This is a genomic window from Bradyrhizobium sp. LMTR 3 (assembly GCF_001693485.1).
In the GTDB taxonomy this organism is placed as follows: Bacteria; Pseudomonadota; Alphaproteobacteria; order Rhizobiales; family Xanthobacteraceae; genus Bradyrhizobium.
The window spans coordinates 167,120-186,554 of the sequence record NZ_MAXC01000002.1 but is presented as its reverse complement, the minus strand read 5'-3'; the positions used below and the strand labels follow the sequence as shown (position 1 = coordinate 186,554).

Here is a 19,435-nt window from a genome sequence, read left to right as displayed (position 1 = left end):
GCGGAAGATAAATTGATAATCGTGGCCGGGTTTATCCCGGCCATCGACGTCTTTGGAGGAGGCTATTGCCGTGCCTAAACCCCCCGCCGCGTGCCTGATCGGATGGCCGGCCGCGCATTCGCGCTCGCCGCTGATCCATCATTACTGGCTGCGGACACTCGGCATCGAGGGCGGTTACGTCATCGAGGCGGTGCCGCCCGATGAGTTCAAGGATTTCATCTTCCGCCTGTCGCTGCGCGGCTTTGTCGGCGCCAACGTCACCATTCCGCACAAGGAGCGCGCGCTTGCGCTGTCGAAGCCGGATGAGCGCGCCCGCGCGGTCGGCGCGGCCAACACGCTGTGGTTCGCGGACGGCGAATTGTGCTCGACCAATACCGACGTCGAAGGCTTTATCAACAATCTCGACGCCTGTGCCGGCGGCTGGGACAAGTGCGAGGATGCGCTGGTGCTGGGCGCCGGCGGTTCGTCGCGCGCCGTCGTGTTTGGACTGCGCGAACGCGGCATCAAGCGTATTCATCTCGTCAATCGCACCATGGCGCGCGCGAGCGCGTTGGCGGATCAGTTCGGTGCGAGCGTGTTGCCCGTGGCGTGGGATGCGCTCGGCGATCTCCTGCCGCGCGCCGGGCTTCTGGTGAATACGACCTCGCTCGGCATGAAGGGCCAGCCGCCGCTCGAACTCGATGTCGGCCGGCTGCCGTCACGCGCCGTCGTCGCCGATCTCGTTTATGTGCCGCTCGACACGCCGCTGCTGACCGCGGCGCGCGCGCGCGGGCTGAAGACGGCCGACGGGCTCGGCATGCTCTTGCATCAGGCGGTGCGGGGATTTGAACTGTGGTTCGGACGGCGTCCCGAAGTGACGCCGGAACTTCGCGCGCTCGTCGAGGCCGATCTCACGAACACATGATCGGCGCTGGCGCGCCTAAACCCGATCACGCCTTGATGATCGGCAGGCGGGGCACCAGCCGTGGAATAGGCATTTCCTCCAGGTGTTGGCGTTGGATTGGGCGCCGATCCACTTTGGGAGGACTACCATGCTGAAATCTTCTTCATTGCCGCGGATGCTCGCGGCCCCGCTGGGCCTTGTCGCTCTGTTTGCAGCGGAGGCCCTGGCACAGCAGCCACCGACGCCGACGCGCATTCGCGGCACCATCGAGGCCGTCGACGGGTCCGTGCTGTCGATCAAGTCGCGCGAGGGCGCCGACATGAAGGTCCGTCTCACCGACAATGTCGCCGTGTTCGGCGTGGCCAAGACCGCGCTGTCCGAGATCAAGGAAGGCTCCTATATCGGCGTCACCGGCATGCCGGAGCCGGACGGCACCCAGAAGGCGGTCGCGGTGCATATCTTCCCGGAGAACCAGCGCGGTGCGGCCGAAGGCTTTCGGCCCTGGGACCAGCGCCCGAACTCGACCATGACCAACGCCACCGTCGCCCAGACGGTGAAGGGCACCGACGGGCAGAATATTTTGGTCAAGTACAAAGACGGCGAAAAGAAAGTCGTGGTGCCGCCGGATACGCCGATCGTCACCTTCGTCGCCGGCGACAAATCCGAGCTGAAGCCGGGCGCGAAGATCATCATCTTCGGCGCGGTGAAGAAGGATGACGGCACGCTGGAAGCCGCGCGCGTCAATGTCGGCCGCGACGGGATCACGCCGCCGATGTGACCCGAAGGGTCATTCCGGGGCGATGCAAAGCATCGAACCCGGAATCTCGAGATTCCGGGTCTGGTCCTTCGGACCATCCCGGAATGACGCCGTAACCAATGAACGTCTCAAACTGCCAGCACGCGATCGTCGATCTCGGCAATCGTATTGACGCCGCACAGCCCCATCGTCGTGAGCATTTCCTTGGCGATGATGTCGAGCGCCTTGGCGACGCCGGCTTCGCCGCCGGCCCCTAAGCCATAGGCATAGGCGCGGCCGATCATGCAGGATTTGGCGCCGAGCGCGAGCGCGCGCACCACGTCCTGGCCGGAGCGGATGCCGCCGTCGAACATGATCTCCATCTTCGAGCCGATGGTATCGACGATTTCCGGCAGCACCTCGATCGAGGACGGCGCGCCGTCGAGCTGGCGGCCGCCATGGTTGGAGACCACGATCGCCTGCGCGCCGGTCTTGGCCGCGATCTCGGCGTCCTCGACATCGAGAATGCCTTTGAGGATAAGCTTGCCCGGCCAGATCGAGCGAATCCAGTCGATGTCCTTCCAGTTCAGCGAAGTATCGAACTGCGACGCGGTCCATTCCGAGAGCTTGGTGAGATCCTCGGTGCCTTTGACGTGGCCGACGATGTTGCCGAAGGTGCGGCGCTTGCCGCGCAGCACGCCCGCGACCCATGACGGCTTGCTGGCGAAGTCGAGCAGCTTCGACAGCGACCATTCCGGCGGCACGGTCATGCCGTTCTTGATGTCCTGATGGCGCTGGCCGATCACCTGCAAATCGACGGTCAGCACCAGCGCCGAGCATTTCGCCGCAATGGCGCGCTCGATCAGCGATTTGATGAAGCCGCGGTCCTTCATCACGTAGAGCTGGAACCAGAACGGCTTGTCGACGCTAGCTGCGATATCCTCGATCGAGCAGATCGACATCGTGCTCTGGGTGAAGGGAATGCCGGCGGCCTGGGCGGCGCGGCAGGCATGAATTTCGCCGTCGCCATGCTGCATGCCGAGCAGGCCGACCGGGGCAAGAATCAAGGGCATCGCTGCCGGCTCGCCGAGGATCGTCGTGGAGAGATCGCGCTTGGAGACGTCGACCAGGATACGCTGCCGGAACTTGATCTGCTGCAGATCCTCCGAATTGGCGCGCAGCGTGTCCTCGGTGTAGGAGCCGCGGTCGGCGTAGTCGAAAAACGCCTTGGGAACCCTGCGCTTGTGCAACTGGCGCAGATCCTCAATGCAGGTGATATGCTTCATGGACGTCCCGGCCCTTCTTGAACTTCTTCGCTGCGTCGTCATCTAGCATGGTTGGATGGCCAGCCAAATCGCATCTGGCGGCGCCATTCCCGGGAGGATATCCCATGACCGGACCGCGCAAAGCCGCCCCCGTCGAGACCGGCCCGGCCGACCCCGAGGAAAAGCGCCGGCTCGATGACGCCCTGGAGGAGGGGCTGGAAGAGACCTTTCCGGCATCCGACCCGGTCAATGTCACCCAGCCGCCGCCTTCGAAAGGCGACCAGCACGTCAAACGGAGCGGTTAGGCCGGCCGATGGTTGCCTGGCGCGAATATCCAGATATAACAATTAGTTATATTGCCTTTTGGCCGCCGATGGCCGTAATGATTCATCATATTTTTTGAAGCCATTCTAGCGGGCGAAGGATTATAACCCCCAGTACGCTACGATGGAGACGTTCGGGATTCGTGGCCGCAAGGCCTTGAAGAAGTCTCGGAACGGCTGGGGGTCACATGAGCCGCAAATATTTCGGTACCGACGGAATTCGGGGCCGCGCCAATGGTTTGATCACGCCGGAGCTCGCGCTCAAGGTGGGGCAGGCGGCCGGCCTGGTATTTCAGCGTGGCGATCATCGCCACCGCGTCGTCATCGGCAAGGATACGCGTCTCTCCGGCTACATGATCGAGTACGCCATGGTGGCCGGATTTACCTCGGTCGGCATGGACGTGCTGCTGCTCGGCCCGATGCCGACGCCGGCGGTCGCGATGCTGACCAAGTCGATGCGCGCCGATCTCGGCGTGATGATTTCAGCGTCGCACAATCTGTTCGAGGACAACGGCATCAAGCTGTTCGGTCCGCAGGGCTTCAAACTCTCCGACGACGTCGAGAAGCAGATCGAGCAACTGCTCGACGAGCCGATCGACCGTCGCCTGGCGCAGAGTGCGAGTCTCGGGCGCGCCCGCCGCATCGACGGCGTCCACGACCGCTATATCGAATTCGCCAAGCGCACGTTGCCGCGCGAGCTCTCGCTCGACGGCCTGCGCGTCGTGATCGATTGCGCGCACGGCGCGGCCTACAAGGTGGTGCCGGAAGCGCTGTGGGAGTTGGGCGCAGACGTCATCGCGATCGGCGTCGAGCCCGACGGCTTCAACATCAACAAGGAATGCGGCTCGACCTCGCCGGAGGCGCTCGCCAGGAAGGTGCGCGAAATGCGCGCCGATATCGGCATTGCGCTCGATGGTGACGCCGATCGCGTCATCCTGGTCGACGAGCGCGGCCACGTCGTCGATGGCGACCAGTTGCTCGCGGTGATCGCGCAAAGCTGGAACGAAGAGGGCCGGCTTGCCAGGCCCGGCATCGTGACTACCGTGATGTCGAATCTCGGCCTCGAGCGTTTCCTCGAAGGACAAGGCCTCGGCATGGTGCGCACGCCGGTCGGCGACCGCTACGTGCTCGAGCAGATGCTGGCGCAGGGCTACAATCTCGGCGGCGAGCCATCGGGCCATATCATCCTCTCCGACTACGCCACGACAGGCGACGGCTTCGTCGCCGCGCTGCAGGTGCTGGCCGTGGTGCAAAAGCTTCGCCGCCCGGTGTCGGAGGTCTGCCATCGCTTCGATCCGCTGCCGCAGATCCTGAAGAACGTACGCTACCGCTCCGGCAAGCCGCTCGACCACGCCGAGGTGAAATCGGCGATCATGGACGGCGAGAATCGCCTCAACGGCCACGGCCGGCTGCTGGTGCGTTCGTCCGGCACCGAGCCTGTGATCCGCGTGATGGGCGAGGGCGACGACCGCCTCCTGGTCGAGGAAGTCGTCGACCAGATCGTCAACGCGCTTGGCCACGCCGCCGCGGCATAAGCACGCTTTATCCAGAGGATGCGCGATTGCTGATCGGCGGTGCGCAGGAGCGCATCGCAGCTATCGGCTATTGCTGCTGGTCGCAACCGGGCGTGCCGCGTAAAACGCGGCATTGCGTCAGCGAATCCTTTCGGGAATGCGCCGTTGAACAAGCCCGTCATCGTAACCGAGGAAACCGCGACCGCGCCGGTGGTCGTGTCGGACGCGGCTCCGGGGCTCGCCGCGAAAGCGGCCGTGGCAGGGCCGGCCTATGTTGTGCTCGCCGGGATCAGCTTCTCGCATTTCCTCAACGACACCATGCAGTCGTTGATTGCGTCCGTCTATCCGATCCTGAAGGACGCCTACGCGCTCGACTACGCGCAGATCGGCATGATCACGCTGGCGTTCCAGTTCACCGCGTCGCTGCTGCAACCCGTCGTCGGGCACTTCACCGACAAGAAGGCGCAGCCGTTCTCGCTCGCGATCGGCATGGGCTTTACGTTCTTCGGCTTGCTATTGCTCAGCGTCGCGCATCTCTATCCGATCATCCTGATCGCGGCGGCGCTGGTTGGGCTTGGTTCGGCGGTGTTTCACCCGGAGTCGGCGCGGATCGCGCGCCTGGCGTCCGGCGGGCGCTACGGCTTCGCGCAATCGGTGTTTCAGCTCGGCGGCAGTTTCGGCACGTCGATGGGACCGGTTCTGGCGGCGCTGATCGTGGTGCCGTTCGGCCAGCCCTCGATCGCCTGGTTTTCGTCGATTGCGTTTCTGGCGATCGTGATCCTGTGGCGGATCGGGGTTTGGTACAAGCCGCAGATCACGACGAAGAAATCCGCGGCGGTGGAACGTCATCCGGACCTGCCGGATTCCCGGCGCGTCAGAATCGCGCTCGCGGTGCTGGTTGCGCTGTTGTTCTCCAAGCAGCTCTACGTGTCGAGCCTGTCGAGCTACTACATCTTCTATCTGATCGAAAAGTTTCAGGTGTCGACGCAAGCGGCCCAGCTCTACCTCTTCCTGTTTCTTGCCGCCAATGCGGCGGGCGCATTTTTCGGCGGGCCGCTCGGCGATCGCTTCGGGCGCAAATACGTGATCTGGTTCTCGATCCTCGGCGCGCTGCCGTTCACGCTGGCGCTGCCCTATGCCGGCCTCGTCGGCAGCGCGGTGCTGACGGTGATCATCGGCCTGATTATCTCGTCGGCGACGTCCTCCATCATCGTGTTCGCACAGGAACTGATGCCGCATCGCTTCGGAATGATCTCGGGCGTGTTCTTCGGCGTCGCCTTCGGCATCGGCGGACTGGGCGCGGCGGTGCTCGGCAAGCTCGCCGATCACACCGGCATCGCCTTCGTCTATCACCTCTGCGCATTCCTGCCCGCGCTCGGTTTGCTCGCGGTGTTCCTGCCGAAGATGCCGAAGCACGCGCGCTGACGAGTTATCGCGAGGCGAGGGCGTAGCTCGCCGCATCAACAAAGTCTTAACGGCGCGGCAGCACGCTGATTCTCAATATATCGTTAGGGTGTATGGCGCTTTCGCCTCATGTGTCGTGTGCGATGCATCGTGAGGCGCGTCCGCAAACAGCGCCGTGAAAAAAGTCATAGATTGTCAACCTTAAAAATTAGGGTTAAGCGCCGTTTAAGCATTTAATGCCATCGTCCGTCCGTGAGTTTTTGAAGTGGGGCCCTTTGCAGTCAGCCTCACCGGACAAAAGGACGAACCCATGCGTAGCGTTAAGTCTTTCATTGCCGCCGGTGCGGCCACTTTGTTGTCCCAGGCGGCGTTTGCCGCCGACATGGCGATTGCGCCGCCTCCGTACGCTCCGGCCCCGGTGGTCGAGGATTTCGGCGGTTGGTATCTGCGCGGCGACATCGGCATGACCAATCAGAGTGCGAAGACGATCGACAGCTTGACTGCGCAGACCTTCCCAACCACGACGGCGGGTCTCGGCTTCGACAGCTCGATGCTGTTCGACCTCGGTGTCGGCTATCGCTTCAACAACTGGTTCCGTGCGGACGTGATCGGCCAATACCGCGGTCGCGCCAACCTTCACGGCTCGGACACAGTTGTCCTCGGTCTCGACGACATCGGAGTCAACAACTACACCGGCAGCAAATCCGAGTGGGTTGTCATGGCGAATGCCTATGTCGACCTCGGAACCTGGTGGTGCATCACGCCGTTCATCGGTGCCGGTGTCGGTGGGTCGTACAACAAGCTCAGCGGCTTCCGCGACGATGGCGTTCGCTACACCGCAGGCGCCCTGACCAACAGCGTTACCTACTTCGCCGACAATGGGAAGTGGAATTTGGCCTGGGCGGCCCATGCCGGTCTCGCCTACAATGTCACTCCAGGGTTTACCGTCGAACTCGCTTACAGCTACATGAATCTCGGCGATGCAGCCCCCGGCAACTACCGTGCGTTCGACAACAGCATCTCAGGTGCATCGTCGATCAAGATCAAGGACATCACCTCGCATGATCTGAAGCTCGGCGTGCGTTGGAATCTGGAATCTCCGCAGGTCTACGCACCGCCGCCGCTGATCCGCAAAGGTTAATCGCGACCTTCATTCGTTAACATTTGCAGACGGCGCGGGAGCTCTTCCCGCGCCGTTTGCTTTTGACGGATCGCGATGCAGAGCTGCGACCGCGAATAATGTTTGCCTGCTTTTCGGCAAGATTGCGCCAATCGGAAGACGCGACAACCATTGGTTAAGGTTAACAGGCGATGATCAGCGCCAAGTTCAGAGTTTTCCGATGGAGCGTTGCGATGCGTCGTCTTTTGTTGGTGGCGGTGATGTGTGGAGCGGTGAGCGGTGCGCAGGCGGCTGACATGCCATATCTCCGCGGCGGCTTCATCGACGGGCCGAGCAGCAGCACAGTGAACTGGCAAGGCGGCTACATCGGCGGACATGCCGCCTATGGCACTTCCAATATGAATTTTGCGAATTCGACGAGTACCATCGCGGCGCGCCTCCTGGACGGCACGGAGATGGAGCAGGTCCAGCGAATATCGGAGTGGCCGGTCATGGGAAAGGTTTCGGCTCACGGAGAGGGGTTCGGCGGATTCGTCGGTTACAATTTCCAGTGGACCGACGTCGTCGTGGGCGTTGAAATGAATTACACGCACGGCAAGTTCGGCGGTTCGCAGACCGGCAGGATGTCGCGGTTCTTCGGGCTTCCTTCCGGGTACACGGTCGGCGCGACCTATGAAGGGTCAGCGCAGATGAATATTTCCGACATGGGAACGCTTCGGGTCCGGGGCGGCTATGCGTATGGCTCGTTCCTCCCTTATATGTTTGCCGGCATAGCGCTGGGGCAAGCCGACATCATTCGTAGCGCGCGTGTTTACGGAACTCAGGTCAATCCGGCCGCCGCGCCGGGATTCCAGAACGTACCATTCGATGTCAGCGCGACCGACGGCCAGTACAGCCATTTGATCTACGGCTATTCGTTCGGTCTCGGCACGGAAGTGATGCTGATAGCGGGCCTGTTCATGCGCGCGGAATGGGAATACGTGCGCTTTGCCTCTTCGGTTGACACCAGCATCAACACGGTGCGGGCCGGCCTCGGCTATAAATTCTGAGTTGCTGCGCCGTTGACAGAGTTGCCGCCGCCTGTTGCACTATCGCCCTAACGAGGGCGGCGCATGAAGGTCTACGGCGATACCAATTCCGGCAACTGCCTGAAGGTGAAGTGGGTGTGCGACCATCTCGCGCTGCCCTACACCTGGATGGCGGTCGACACCCTCAAGGGCGAGACGCGGACGGCGGAATTTCTCAAGCGCAATGGCGCCGGCCAGGTGCCGACGATCGAACTCGACGACGGTCGCACGCTGGCGCAATCCAACGCCATCATCCGCTATCTCGCCCGCGGTTCTCGTCTCATTCCGCAGGATGCGTTCGCGGAAGCGAAGATGGACGAGTGGCTGTTCTGGGAACAATACAGTCACGAGCCCTACATCGCCGTATGCCGCTTCCAGATGTTCTACCTGAAGAAGCCGGCCTCCGATCTCGATCCTGAAAAGGTCAAGCGCGGTTATGCGGCGCTGGCGCGGATGGAGCACCAGCTTGCGCTGACGCCGTTCCTGGTCGGCGACGCAGTCACGCTCGCCGACGTCTCGCTCCTGGCCTATACCCGCGTGGCGCACGAAGGCGGCTTTCACCTCGACGGCTGTGCCGCGGTGCGCCGCTGGATCGCCGAGACCGAAAAAGTTCTCGGCCTGCCGTCGGCACGCTGACTTCACCGGAAATCGTCATGTCTGCCATCCCAGAGGTCACCATCCGCCCCGCGCGCCGCGAGGACGTCGGCACCATCATCGCCATGCTGGCGGACGATCCGCTCGGCGGTGCGCGTGAGCGGATCGAAGACCCACTGCCGCAATCCTATTTCACGGCATTTGAAAGGCTGCAGCTCGACCCGAACATCCTTCTCGTCGTCGCCGAGGACGGCGAACGCGCCGTGGTCGGTTGCCTGCAGCTATGCATTCTGCCCGGGCTGAGTTCGCAGGGCGCCTCGCGTGGCCTGATCGAGGATGTCCGCGTCGCCAGCCACTGCCGCAGCCGCGGCATCGGCGAGCAAATGGTGCAGTGGGCGGTTGTGGAAGCGCGCGCGAGGGAATGCAGACTGGTCGAATTGCTGACGCATCACACCCGCGTCGACGCGCAGCGGTTTTACGAGCGGCTCGGCTTTGCGCGCAGCCATGTCGGCATGACCTTGCGATTTTGATCGCCGCAGCGTTTTCGAGCGAAGCCCGTCCCGCACTTGATGCGGGATGGCATCCGGTTCGCGTAAAGAAAGCGCGTCAGAATAAAGGTCAGCCAACCGCGGTTGAAGCGTCCTTGCGACGAATGCCTGAGGTAGTCGTCACTGTGCGATCCGGTTAACAACCGATAAACTACGCATACGTCCGTGATTTTACGGACCGAAACGTCTCCGCTATGCCGGGCTCTCCCATGGGGGCTTTGGGCAGCTTGGGGATTTTCCAATGAAGAAATATTCGATTGTCCGGATCGGAAGCGAATATGTCGTACAGGCAGGGGAGACCAGCATTTTGAAGGTCTCGAGCCGGCAAGAGGCCGCCAAACTGGTCACTGATGCCGCCGAACTTCTGCAGCAGGAGCCGGCTCCCTGCGCGGACGAGGAGCCATCAATCGAGCGTGAAGCGCCCGATGCTTCTTGACGATCGGGCCCGATTCCCCTAATGACCGCGGCGGGACACCTCCCCCCAACGGGAGGCTTACTATCTGGAAGGATAGATTCATGACCGTAGCGAAGCCCGCTTCGCGGCCGAACGTGCCGCATTTTTCCTCCGGCCCCTGTGCCAAGCGCCCCGGCTGGAATCCCCAAAATCTCAAGGACGCAGCCCTCGGCCGCTCGCACCGCGCGAAGATCGGTAAAGCGCGGCTCAAACTCGCGATCGAATTGACGCGCGAAGTACTGGAAGTGCCTGATGACTACAAGATCGGCATCGTGCCGGCGTCCGATACCGGCGCGGTCGAAATGGCGTTGTGGTCGCTGCTCGGTGCGCGCCCCGTCACCACGATCGCCTGGGAATCCTTCGGCGAGGGCTGGGTCAGCGACATCGTCAAGGAATTGAAGCTCAAGGACGTCACCAAGTTGCACGCCGGCTATGGCGATCTTCCCGATTTGAGCAAGGCCGATCCGGCTTCCGACATCGTCTTCACCTGGAACGGCACGACTTCAGGCGTGCGCGTGCCGAACGCCGACTGGATCAGCGCGGACCGCCAAGGCCTCACGATTTGCGACGCGACGTCGGCAGCGTTTGCGCAAGCACTCGATTTCGCAAAACTCGATGTGGTGACGTTCTCCTGGCAGAAGGCGCTGGGCGGCGAGGCCGCGCACGGCATGCTGATCCTCTCACCGCGCGCGGTGGAGCGGCTCGAGACCTACAAGCCGGCCTGGCCGCTGCCGAAGATTTTCCGCCTCACCAAGGGCGGCAAGCTCAACCAGGGCATCTTCGAGGGCGAGACCATCAACACGCCGTCGATGCTGTGCGTCGAGGACTATCTCGATGCCTTGAACTGGGCGAAATCGATCGGCGGCCTGAAAGCCCTGATCGCGCGCGCCGACGCCAACACCAAGGTGCTGTCGGACTGGAAGGCGAAGACGCCGTGGATCGACTTCCTGGCCAAGGATGCGTCGATCCGCTCCAACACCTCGGTGTGCCTGAAGTTCGTCGATCCCGCGATCACCTCGCTGACCGCCGACGCGCAGGCCGAATTTTCCAAGAAGCTGGTTGCGCTGGTGGAGAAGGAAGCCGCCGGTTACGACTTCGCCTATTACCGCGATGCGCCCGCGGGCCTGCGGATTTGGTGCGGCGCCACGGTGGAGGCCTCCGACGTCGCGTTGCTGACGCAGTGGATCGACTGGGCGTTTGCCGAGACCAAGGCCGCGCTGCCAAAGGCGGCTTGATCGTCACCCTCCCCTGGAGGGGGAGGGTCGACGCATCCGAAGGATGCGTCGGGGTGGGGTGACCTCTCCGCATCCGACGCACGCAGAATTCGCATCGACAGTTTCACCCCATCCCGGCGCTTCGCGCCGACCTTCCCCCTCCAGGGGAAGGTGTGAAGGATCACTCCAATGACCAAACCCAAAGTTCTCATTTCCGACGCGCTATCTCCCGCCGCCGTCCAGATCTTCAAGGATCGCGGCGTCGAAGTCGACTTCCAGCCCAATCTCGGCAAGGACAAGGACAAGCTCGCCGAGATCATCGGCAATTACGATGGCCTGGCTATCCGCTCGGCGACGAAGGCGACCGCGAAAATCATCGATAAGGCGAAGAAGCTCAAGGTGATCGGCCGCGCCGGCATCGGCGTCGACAATGTCGAGATTCCCGCGGCGACCGCCAAGGGCATCATCGTGATGAACACGCCGTTCGGCAATTCGATCACGACCGCCGAACACGCGATCACCTTGATGCTGGCGCTTGCGCGTGAAATTCCGCAGGCCGACGCCTCGACCCAGGCCGGCAAGTGGGAGAAGAACCGCTTCATGGGCGTCGAGATCACCGGCAAGACGCTAGGGGTGGTCGGCTGCGGCAATATCGGTTCGATCGCCGCCGACCGCGCGCTGGGGCTGCGCATGAAGGTGGTCGCGTTCGATCCGTTCCTGTCGCCGGAGCGGGCCAAGGATATCGGCGTCGAGAAGGTCGAGCTCGACGAATTGTTCAGGCGCGCCGACTTCATCACGCTGCACACGCCGCTGACCGAGAAGACCAGGAACATCATCGACGCGGCGGCGCTCGCGAAAATGAAGAAGGGCGTGCGCATCATCAACTGCGCGCGCGGCGGTTTGGTCGACGAGCAGGCGTTGCTCGATGCGCTGAATTCCAAGCATGTCGCCGGCGCCGCCTTCGACGTCTTCGTCGAAGAGCCCGCTACCAAGAACGTGCTGTTCGGCCATCCGAACGTGATCTGCACGCCGCATCTCGGCGCCTCCACTACCGAAGCGCAGGAGAACGTCGCGCTGCAGGTCGCCGAGCAGATGTCGGACTATCTTCTCACCGGCGCGATCTCGAACGCGGTGAACTTCCCCTCGATCACGGCGGAGGAAGCGCCGAAGCTGAAGCCGTTCATCGAGCTCGCCGAAAAGCTCGGCTCGTTCGCGGGCCAGCTCACCGAGAGCGGCATCCTCAAGACGGAGATCACCTATGAGGGACACGTCGCCGAGATGAAGATCAAGGCGATCACCTCGGCGGTGCTGTCGGGCCTGCTGCGCCCGATGCTGGGCGAGGTCAACGTGGTCTCCGCGCCGGTCGTCGCGAAGGAGCGTGGCATGGTGGTCGACGAGATCGTACGCGCGGCGCAGAGCGATTACGAAAGCCTGATCACGGTGACGGTCACCACCGAACGGCAGGAGCGTTCCGTCTCGGGCACCGTCTATCACGACGGCAAGCCGCGGCTGGTCGACATCAAGGGCATCCGGGTCGATGCTGAGTTCGGCAAGTCGATGATCTATGTCACCAACGAGGACAAGCCCGGCTTCATCGGCAGCTTCGCCAGCCTGCTCGGCGATGCCAAGATCAACATCGCCACCTTCCATCTCGGTCGCGTCAAGCAGGGCGGCGACGCCATCGCGCTGGTCGAGATCGACGGCCCCGTGCCGGCCGATGTGCTTGCCAAGGTGCAGGCGCTGCCGCAGGTGAAGCAGGCCAAGGCGCTGGCGTTTTAAGACGCGCATCCCCCTTCCTTCCGGGGAAGGTCCTTCGCCGCGGTGCGGCCGCGGCGAAAATCCCGATCGAACCGATTCCTTCCTCGCTGCGTCTCATGACCGGAAGTGGTGGGCGTTGTTTGTCCGCCGCCATCCGGCGGGCGGTTCAGGAGGGTATCCATGCGATTGATTGCGAACAGCTTTTTGACGACGAGCCTCGTCGTTCTGACGGCGCTTGCCGCCGGTGAGGCGCAGGCCGCCGACATCGCCGCGAGCTCGGCGGTGGATGCTGTCACCGTCTATCCCGACGGCGCCAGCGTAACGCGCCTCGTCACGCTCGATCTGCCGGCCGGCGAGAATTCCGCTGTTCTCAAGGATTTTCCGCTCACGCTGGATCCGTCCTCGCTCAGGGTCGAAGGCGAGGCCGGCGCAAAGCTCACGATCGGCGCGATCGACGCAAAACCGCCGCGCGCGGCGCCGCCGGTCAATTTGCCCGAACTCGACAAGCGCATCGAGGCGCTGAAGGACGAGCGCGTCAACCTGCAGGGCGCAATCGATGCGGCGAGAGCGCGGCGCAAGTTCGCCGAACGATTTGCGGATATCGCGCCGGTCGGGATCGGCGACAAGGGCGAGGCGCGGCCGATATCCGAATGGCGCGCGGCCTTTGCCGCGGTTGGCGAAGAAGTCGCCAGCACCGAGGCCGCGATCCGCGATGCCGAACGCAAGCAGCGCGACCTCGACCGTGAAATCGCGCGCCTCGAGCAGGACAAGGCCCAGAAGCCGCCGAACAAGCTGGAGGTGCGGATCGAGCTCGCAGCGGCTGCCGCGACCAAGGCGACGCTGCGGGTGACCTATGCGGTGCGCAGTGCGCGCTGGACGCCGCTCTATGATGCCCGTCTCGATACCGGCGCGAAAGACCGCAAGCCCGCGCTCGAACTGGTGCGCCGCGCCGAAATCACGCAGGCCACCGGCGAGGACTGGTCGAACGTGGCGCTCAGTGTGTCGACCGTGCGAACCGCGCGCGGCGGCAACGCGCCCGAGCTCAATCCGTTGATCGTGCAGTACCCGCAACCGCCGCGGCCTCAGGCGTCGGTCAGCGGCGCGATGGACAATAGGTTCCGCTCGGCGGCGCCTGCCGCGAAGGTGGCGGAATCCCTCGCCGAACGTGCCGACGAACAGCAGGCCGCGGCCGATGTCAGCGGCTTCCAGGTGGTGTTCAAAATTCCTGGCCGCGTCAGCCTCGGTGCGAGCGAAGGTGCCAAGAGCCTGCGCGTTTCGACCGTAACGCTCGCGCCCGACCTCGCGGTCCGCGCCGCGCCGGTGAAGGACCCGACCGCATTCCTCGAAGCGAGCTTCAAGCAGAACGAGGACGCGCCGCTATTGCCGGGACGCGTCTCGATCTACCGCGACGGCGTGTTCGTCGGCCGCGGCCAGATGGCCGCAGCAAGCAAGGACGAGACCGTGCGGCTCGGCTTCGGGGGCGACGACAAGATCAAGATCGAACGCGCAGTTCTCAAGCGCAACGAGGGATCGGCCGGCCTGATCGTGACGACGTCGAAGACCGACGAACGCGCGTTCAAGACCACCGTTCGCAACGGCCATGATTTCCCGATCCGGATCGCGATCGAGGACCAGTTGCCGGTCAGCGAGAACGAGCAAATCCAGGTCGAAATGCTGTCGTCCACGACGCCGCCGACGGCAAGCAACATCCGCGACAGACGCGGCGTGCTGGAATGGGCATTCGAGGCCAAGCCCAGCGAGGTGAGGGATATCAGTTTCGCGTGGCGGATACGCTGGCCCAAGGACAAGGGCGTGGTGATGGTGCCTGCGGGCTGAGGTTACCGGATAACGAAGGAGCCGTCATTGCGAGCGTAGCGAAGCAATCCAGAGTCGCGAAGAAAGACTGGATTGCTTCGTCGCTTCGCTCCTCGCAATGACGGGAGGGTTTGTCTCACCTCGCCTTCAAGAACTCCCCCACCTCCAGCAGCACGAACTCGTTGTCGTCAGCCTTGTTGGGATCGCGGCTCGACGAGAATGGCAGATTGTTGTCGTTGCCGACGATGATATGCGCCTCGTCGACGCGCTCGACGTTCTCGATGGTGAAGAACGGAAAGGTCAGCACGCCGTCATTGAGCGGTTTGCGCGCCTTCTTGTCGGGATCCTTGATCTTCATCAGGTCGATATAGGCGATCTTGCGCACCGGCTTGCCGACATTGGCGTCGGAGAGCTCGATCTTGTAGACACGCTTGCATTTCGCGAGGTCCGCAAAGCAGTTCTCGCCGCGCTGGCCGGCCGGGCAGGCCCTGTCGGGGGTGCCTTCGCCATTGTCGCGCTCGATGATCAGGCCGTTTGAGGCGTCGATCATGTTGAAATCGCCGATGGCGTGGCCGTTCTGCTCGAACACATAGTGCCAATAGCGGCCGGTGAATTTTTCGGCCGCGACGTCGAATTCGAGGATCCGCGCGGCTTCCTTGTTGTCGACTTTTTCAAAGTCCTTCTTCTCGGCATTCCACAGTGGGCCCTCGAGCAGGCCATAGAGGAACTTGCCGTCCTTCGAGCCGGCAAAGCCTTCATAGCCCTTGGAGCGGCGGAGGTTGACGGTGGTGTAGCTGGCGCCTGGAGCTGCAGGCGACTGCACCGACCAGTGATCGGGCGAGCGCACCGGCTTGCCGTCGGCGGTGGTCTCGAACACCGCCAGGACCTTGCCGGTCTTGTCGGCCTTCAGCACGTAGGGCCCGAACTCGTCGCCGATCCAGAAGGTGTCGCCGATGATCTGAAAACCTTCGGTGTCGAAATCCGCGCCGGTAAGATAGCGCTTGGCGGTGTCTTCATGGAGGATGCGGAACGGCACCTTCTTGTCGGGGTCGTGCAGGAAGACGGTTTCCTGTCGCTCGATCTTGCCGTTCGCCCAGTCGATCTTGTGCCGGTTGAGATAGAGCATCGAGTCGGCCGAGTTGTAGCGCGAGCCCATGCCGTTGTCGGTGAGCACCCAGAACGAGCCGTCCGGCATCATCTTGATGCCGGAATGGCCCTGCAGTGGCTGGCCCTTGAACGGCAGCGAAACGCCGGTCGGGCGTTCGTAGGACTTGCCCATCACGGTGCCCGCAGCGTCGACGCGGCGGCCGGTCGTGTATTTGCCTGATGTCTTGAGATCGTCAGGCGCATCAGCGGGCGCATCGATAAATGTCTGCGCCGGCAGGACGGCGTGGCCCTTCAGCGTGGCGGGAAACTCGCCTTCGCCTTGAGCGAAGGCGGCGCCGGCCAGAAACATGGACGCGACGGAGCAGAGCAATGACACGCGCATGGCGGATCTCCTGTTGAATAGCGATGCGGTGTGTCTTGCGCAGCGGCTGTTACAGCCGGCTGACAGTTTTGTGAAAGCCGCGTAACGGCGTTGGATAAGGCTGCGGCTTCGGTGTTACTGCGCTGCAGCCGGCCGCATGGTCTGCGGCAGCAGGAACGGCACGCCGGCGTCAGTATAGTCGATCTTCACATCGACCTCAAAAATCCGGCGGATGGTCTCGGCCGTGATCGCATCGTTGCGGCCGCCATCGACGGCGAGCCTACCGCGATGCAAGAGCACGATGCGATCGGCGAAGCGCATGGCGAGATTGAGGTCGTGCAGTACGGCGATGACGGCCGTGCCGTTCTGCGCGCGCCGCTTCGCCGTTTCCACCAGGTCGATCTGGTGGCGCATATCGAGGCTCGAGGTCGGCTCGTCCAGCAGCAAGAGGCCAGGCCCGTGCTGCGCCTCGCCGCAGGCGAGCTGCACCAGCACGCGGGCGAAATGCGCGCGTTGCTGTTCGCCGCCCGAGAGTGTCGGCAATTGCCGCTGGCTGAAATGGGCCAGATCGACCTCACCGAGCGCCGCATCGACCAGCCGTTGCGCGGCGGCCCGGCCGGCATCACCCGCGCCCATATGAACGATCTCCTCGACCGTGAACGGGAAGGTGACGTTGACATGCTGCGACAGCATCGCGCGGTGGAAAGCGAGAAGGCGCGGCGGATAGCTTTGGATGTCGCGCTGGTTCAGCCTGATCTGGCCGCGCGTCGGGCGGAGATCGCCGGACAGCATCCGCAGCAGCGTCGATTTGCCGGCGCCGTTGGGGCCGACGATCGCGACCATCTCGCCGGGGGCAACGCAAAGATCGATGCCATCGACCAGCGTGGCGCCGCCAACGACCATTGAAACCGATTGCGCTTCGAGAATGGCGGTCATAGCGAAACCAGCCCGCGCTGGCGGAGCAGCATCGCCAGAAAGAACGGCGCTCCGATCGCAGCCGTCAGGATGCCGATCGGCATTTCCGCGGGCGCCACGATGGTGCGGGCCAGCGTATCGGCACCCACCAGCAGCACCGCGCCCAGCAGCATGGAAGCGGGCAGCAGCAATCGGTGCGCCGGTCCGATCACCAGCCGCAACAGATGCGGCACCACGATGCCGATAAAGCCGACGACGCCGCAGACCGAAACCGCCACGCCCGTCATCGCCGACACCAGCACGATCGAAATCCGCTTCAGCCGCTCGACGTCGACGCCGCTATGGAACGCCTCGGCCTCGCCGAGCACCAGCACGTCGAGCCCACGCGCGATCGAGAGGCAGGCGATCGCGGCGCACCCCAGCACCGGCGCCAGCGTGGCGAGCTTGGGCCAGGTCGCGCCGCTCAGCGAGCCCAATAGCCAGAACGTGATGTCGCGCAACTGGCGATCGTCGGCGATAAACACAAGGAGCCCGACGCCGGCATTGGCGATGGCGGCGATGGCAATGCCGGCCAGCAGGAAAATCGCGATCGACGTCCGCCCGGAGCGGCTCGCGATCGAATAAAGGATGACGGTGGTCGCGAGCGAACCGGCGAACGCCGCGATCGGCAGCAACTGATGCTGCATGAAGCGGAAGTTCTGGCCGATCTGGCTGTCGGTGAAGACGATCGCAGCCGCTGCCGCCAGCGCGCCGCCGGAGGAAACGCCGACCAATGCAGGGTCGGCGAGGGGATTGCGAAACAGCCCCTGCATGATGGCGCCCGATGCAGCGAGCAGCGCGCCGATCATCGCGGCCGCGCCGATTCGTGGAATCCGGATCGACCACAGCACGAGCTGGTCGCGCGCGAGGCTTGGACCGGCCGCGGCGTCACTCCACAGGCCGAGCGCGGCCGGCAGCCGCGCCAGCGGAATTCCGGCGGCGCCAACCGTCAGCGCGATCAGCGCTGCGCCGGCCAGCGCGGCGAACAGGCAGATGAGGGTCAGTGAGGCCGGAGGGCGCAACGCGTATCCGCTGCGGCGCTTGGCATTACCCTCGGTCAGAACGGTCATTTCCGGCAGTCGGCGGTGAGTGCCGCGGGCTTGAATTTTTCGGCCTGCGGCGCCAGCGCCGGATAGAGCTTGATCGAGAGATCGCGGGCGGCGGCCGCCGTGCGGGGCCCGAAGCCGAGCAGATAAAGGCCTTCCATCGAGATGAAGGCCTTGTTGGCCGCAACAGGGGTCAGCGCGAAGGCCGGATGAAGATACACCGTCTCCTCGACCACCGAATCCTTGCCGCGCTGGATCGAGAGCACCACGTCGGGCTTCGCCGCGACGATCGCCTCGTCATTGATGATCTTGTAGCCTTCATAGCTGTCGATGGCATTGACGCCGCCGGCAAGCGCGATGATCTCGTTTGCCGCGGTGTTCTTTCCGGCGGCCATCGCCCGGCCGTTCAACAGCGACATCACGAACATCACGCGCACCGGCTTCGTCACCTTGGCGCGCAGCTCGCGCAGTTGCGCCAGATCGTCCGACACCGCCGCGGTCAGGCATTCGGCCCGCTTGTCCGCGTCCATGGCGTGGCCGACCAGCCTGATCTTGTCGAGCAGGCCTGCTTCCGAAAAGGTTTCGGGCACCAGCACCAGCGGCACCTTGGCGGCCTCCAGGACGTCGATGGTTTCCTTCGGCCCGGACCCTTGCGCCGCCAGCACCAGGGAGGGGTTGAGCCCGAGCACGCCCTCGGCCGAAAGCTGGCGCATGTAGCCGACATCCGGCTTCTCGCGCGCCGCGGCGGGATAGAGGCTGGTCGAATCGACGCCGACGAGACGGTCCTCGAAACCGAGCGCGTAGAGAATTTCCGTGATCGCGCCGCCGATCGAGACGATCCGCGCGGGGTCTGCGATCGCGACGTCGCGATTACGGGCATCATGCACCGTAACGCCGGCGGCGAGCGCGACGCCGCCGAGCAGGAAACAGCCCGCGGCGGCCGACACTGCGAGCGTGCGACAAACTTTCATTTCCGGTTCACCAGGTCGGTCACTTCGTCAGGATCAGCTTGTTCTGCGACGTCAGCCGCAGGCGATAATGCTCCTCGCCATGCGCGATGATGATTTCGCGCTCGGTGGCAAACAGTTCGCGGCTGTCGATCCGGTTGCCGCTGATGGCAAGCGATCTGGCTGCGGAAGCGGGCTTGCCGGCTTGCGTCCGGGCACCTCCGAGGTTGTCTCCTGTTGTTGCGGACATTTTGTGCTTTTGGTGCCCCGAAGAATTCGATCGATCTACGCTTGTATAGTTGGGCGGGGCCGCAATCCAACCGCT

General features: G+C 63.6%; 19 protein-coding genes. 13 read left to right on the top strand and 6 right to left on the bottom strand.

Features of this window, described 5'->3' with window-relative positions; translation table 11 throughout:
- Positions 1-64 precede the first annotated feature (64 nt).
- Both LMTR3_RS02475 and LMTR3_RS02470 read left to right on the top strand, forming a co-directional pair.
- Entirely contained in the window at positions 65-904 is an 840-nt protein-coding gene (locus tag LMTR3_RS02475; RefSeq protein ID WP_141686450.1) for a shikimate dehydrogenase, read from the top strand.
- Positions 905-1,031: 127 nt separating this feature from the next.
- Positions 1,032-1,661 (top strand): single stranded DNA-binding domain-containing protein, encoded by a 630-nt coding sequence (locus tag LMTR3_RS02470; protein WP_065743503.1) that lies wholly within the window; start codon positions 1,032-1,034, stop codon positions 1,659-1,661.
- Between the two features lie 107 nt (positions 1,662-1,768).
- Here LMTR3_RS02470 and LMTR3_RS02465 read toward each other — a convergent pair whose 3' ends face one another.
- The gene (locus LMTR3_RS02465) at positions 1,769-2,905 is read right to left on the bottom strand and encodes an alpha-hydroxy acid oxidase (RefSeq protein ID WP_065743502.1); all 1,137 of its coding nucleotides are present in this window, start codon (positions 2,903-2,905) and stop codon (positions 1,769-1,771) included.
- Between the two features lie 104 nt (positions 2,906-3,009).
- Between LMTR3_RS02465 and LMTR3_RS02460 the strand changes: the two genes are divergently transcribed.
- The 11 genes from LMTR3_RS02460 (at position 3,010) to LMTR3_RS02410 (ending at position 14,716) form a co-directional block, all read left to right on the top strand.
- Positions 3,010-3,189 (top strand): hypothetical protein, encoded by a 180-nt coding sequence (locus LMTR3_RS02460; protein WP_065743501.1) that lies wholly within the window; start codon positions 3,010-3,012, stop codon positions 3,187-3,189.
- Between the two features lie 206 nt (positions 3,190-3,395).
- Complete coding sequence (gene glmM, locus LMTR3_RS02455; RefSeq protein ID WP_065743500.1) at positions 3,396-4,742, top strand: phosphoglucosamine mutase; 1,347 nt, start codon at positions 3,396-3,398, stop codon at positions 4,740-4,742.
- A gap of 144 nt (positions 4,743-4,886) precedes the next feature.
- Positions 4,887-6,146: an MFS transporter gene (locus LMTR3_RS02450; RefSeq protein ID WP_065743499.1), complete on the top strand. Its 1,260-nt coding sequence runs from the start codon at positions 4,887-4,889 to the stop codon at positions 6,144-6,146.
- A 289-nt stretch (positions 6,147-6,435) separates the two neighbouring features.
- Complete coding sequence (locus tag LMTR3_RS02445; protein WP_065743498.1) at positions 6,436-7,266, top strand: outer membrane protein; 831 nt, start codon at positions 6,436-6,438, stop codon at positions 7,264-7,266.
- Positions 7,267-7,478: 212 nt separating this feature from the next.
- Positions 7,479-8,294, top strand: a complete 816-nt coding sequence (locus tag LMTR3_RS02440; RefSeq protein ID WP_065743633.1) for an outer membrane protein — start codon at positions 7,479-7,481, stop codon at positions 8,292-8,294.
- Positions 8,295-8,357: 63 nt separating this feature from the next.
- Positions 8,358-8,948, top strand: a complete 591-nt coding sequence (locus LMTR3_RS02435; RefSeq protein ID WP_065743497.1) for a glutathione S-transferase family protein — start codon at positions 8,358-8,360, stop codon at positions 8,946-8,948.
- A gap of 17 nt (positions 8,949-8,965) precedes the next feature.
- Entirely contained in the window at positions 8,966-9,436 is a 471-nt protein-coding gene (locus LMTR3_RS02430; protein WP_065743496.1) for a GNAT family N-acetyltransferase, read from the top strand.
- 259 nt (positions 9,437-9,695) lie between these two features.
- On the top strand, positions 9,696-9,890 hold the full coding sequence (locus LMTR3_RS02425; RefSeq protein WP_065743495.1) for a hypothetical protein: 195 nt from the start codon (positions 9,696-9,698) through the stop codon (positions 9,888-9,890).
- 80 nt (positions 9,891-9,970) lie between these two features.
- Positions 9,971-11,143 carry a phosphoserine transaminase gene (locus tag LMTR3_RS02420; protein ID WP_065743494.1) on the top strand — a complete coding sequence of 391 codons (1,173 nt, stop codon included), beginning with the start codon at positions 9,971-9,973 and terminating at the stop codon, positions 11,141-11,143.
- A 168-nt stretch (positions 11,144-11,311) separates the two neighbouring features.
- Positions 11,312-12,901, top strand: coding sequence for a phosphoglycerate dehydrogenase (gene serA, locus LMTR3_RS02415; protein WP_065743493.1), 1,590 nt, complete (start codon positions 11,312-11,314; stop codon positions 12,899-12,901).
- Between the two features lie 159 nt (positions 12,902-13,060).
- A complete protein-coding gene (locus LMTR3_RS02410) occupies positions 13,061-14,716 on the top strand; it encodes a mucoidy inhibitor MuiA family protein (RefSeq protein ID WP_065743492.1) in 1,656 nt (551 codons plus the stop codon).
- A 115-nt stretch (positions 14,717-14,831) separates the two neighbouring features.
- Here LMTR3_RS02410 and LMTR3_RS02405 read toward each other — a convergent pair whose 3' ends face one another.
- The 5 genes from LMTR3_RS02405 to hemP form a co-directional block, all read right to left on the bottom strand.
- Complete coding sequence (locus tag LMTR3_RS02405; RefSeq protein WP_065743491.1) at positions 14,832-16,184, bottom strand: esterase-like activity of phytase family protein; 1,353 nt, start codon at positions 16,182-16,184, stop codon at positions 14,832-14,834.
- A 114-nt stretch (positions 16,185-16,298) separates the two neighbouring features.
- A complete protein-coding gene (locus LMTR3_RS02400) occupies positions 16,299-17,099 on the bottom strand; it encodes a heme ABC transporter ATP-binding protein (RefSeq protein ID WP_065743490.1) in 801 nt (266 codons plus the stop codon).
- Entirely contained in the window at positions 17,096-18,187 is a 1,092-nt protein-coding gene (locus LMTR3_RS02395; protein ID WP_065743489.1) for a FecCD family ABC transporter permease, read from the bottom strand. Before LMTR3_RS02395 ends, LMTR3_RS02400 begins: the two co-directional genes overlap by 4 nt.
- Complete coding sequence (locus LMTR3_RS02390) at positions 18,184-19,134, bottom strand: heme/hemin ABC transporter substrate-binding protein (protein ID WP_065743488.1); 951 nt, start codon at positions 19,132-19,134, stop codon at positions 18,184-18,186. The genes LMTR3_RS02395 and LMTR3_RS02390 overlap by 4 nt, the downstream gene beginning before the upstream one ends.
- Before the next feature lie 19 nt (positions 19,135-19,153).
- Entirely contained in the window at positions 19,154-19,360 is a 207-nt protein-coding gene (gene hemP, locus LMTR3_RS02385; protein ID WP_065743487.1) for a hemin uptake protein HemP, read from the bottom strand.
- Positions 19,361-19,435: the final 75 nt, after the last annotated feature.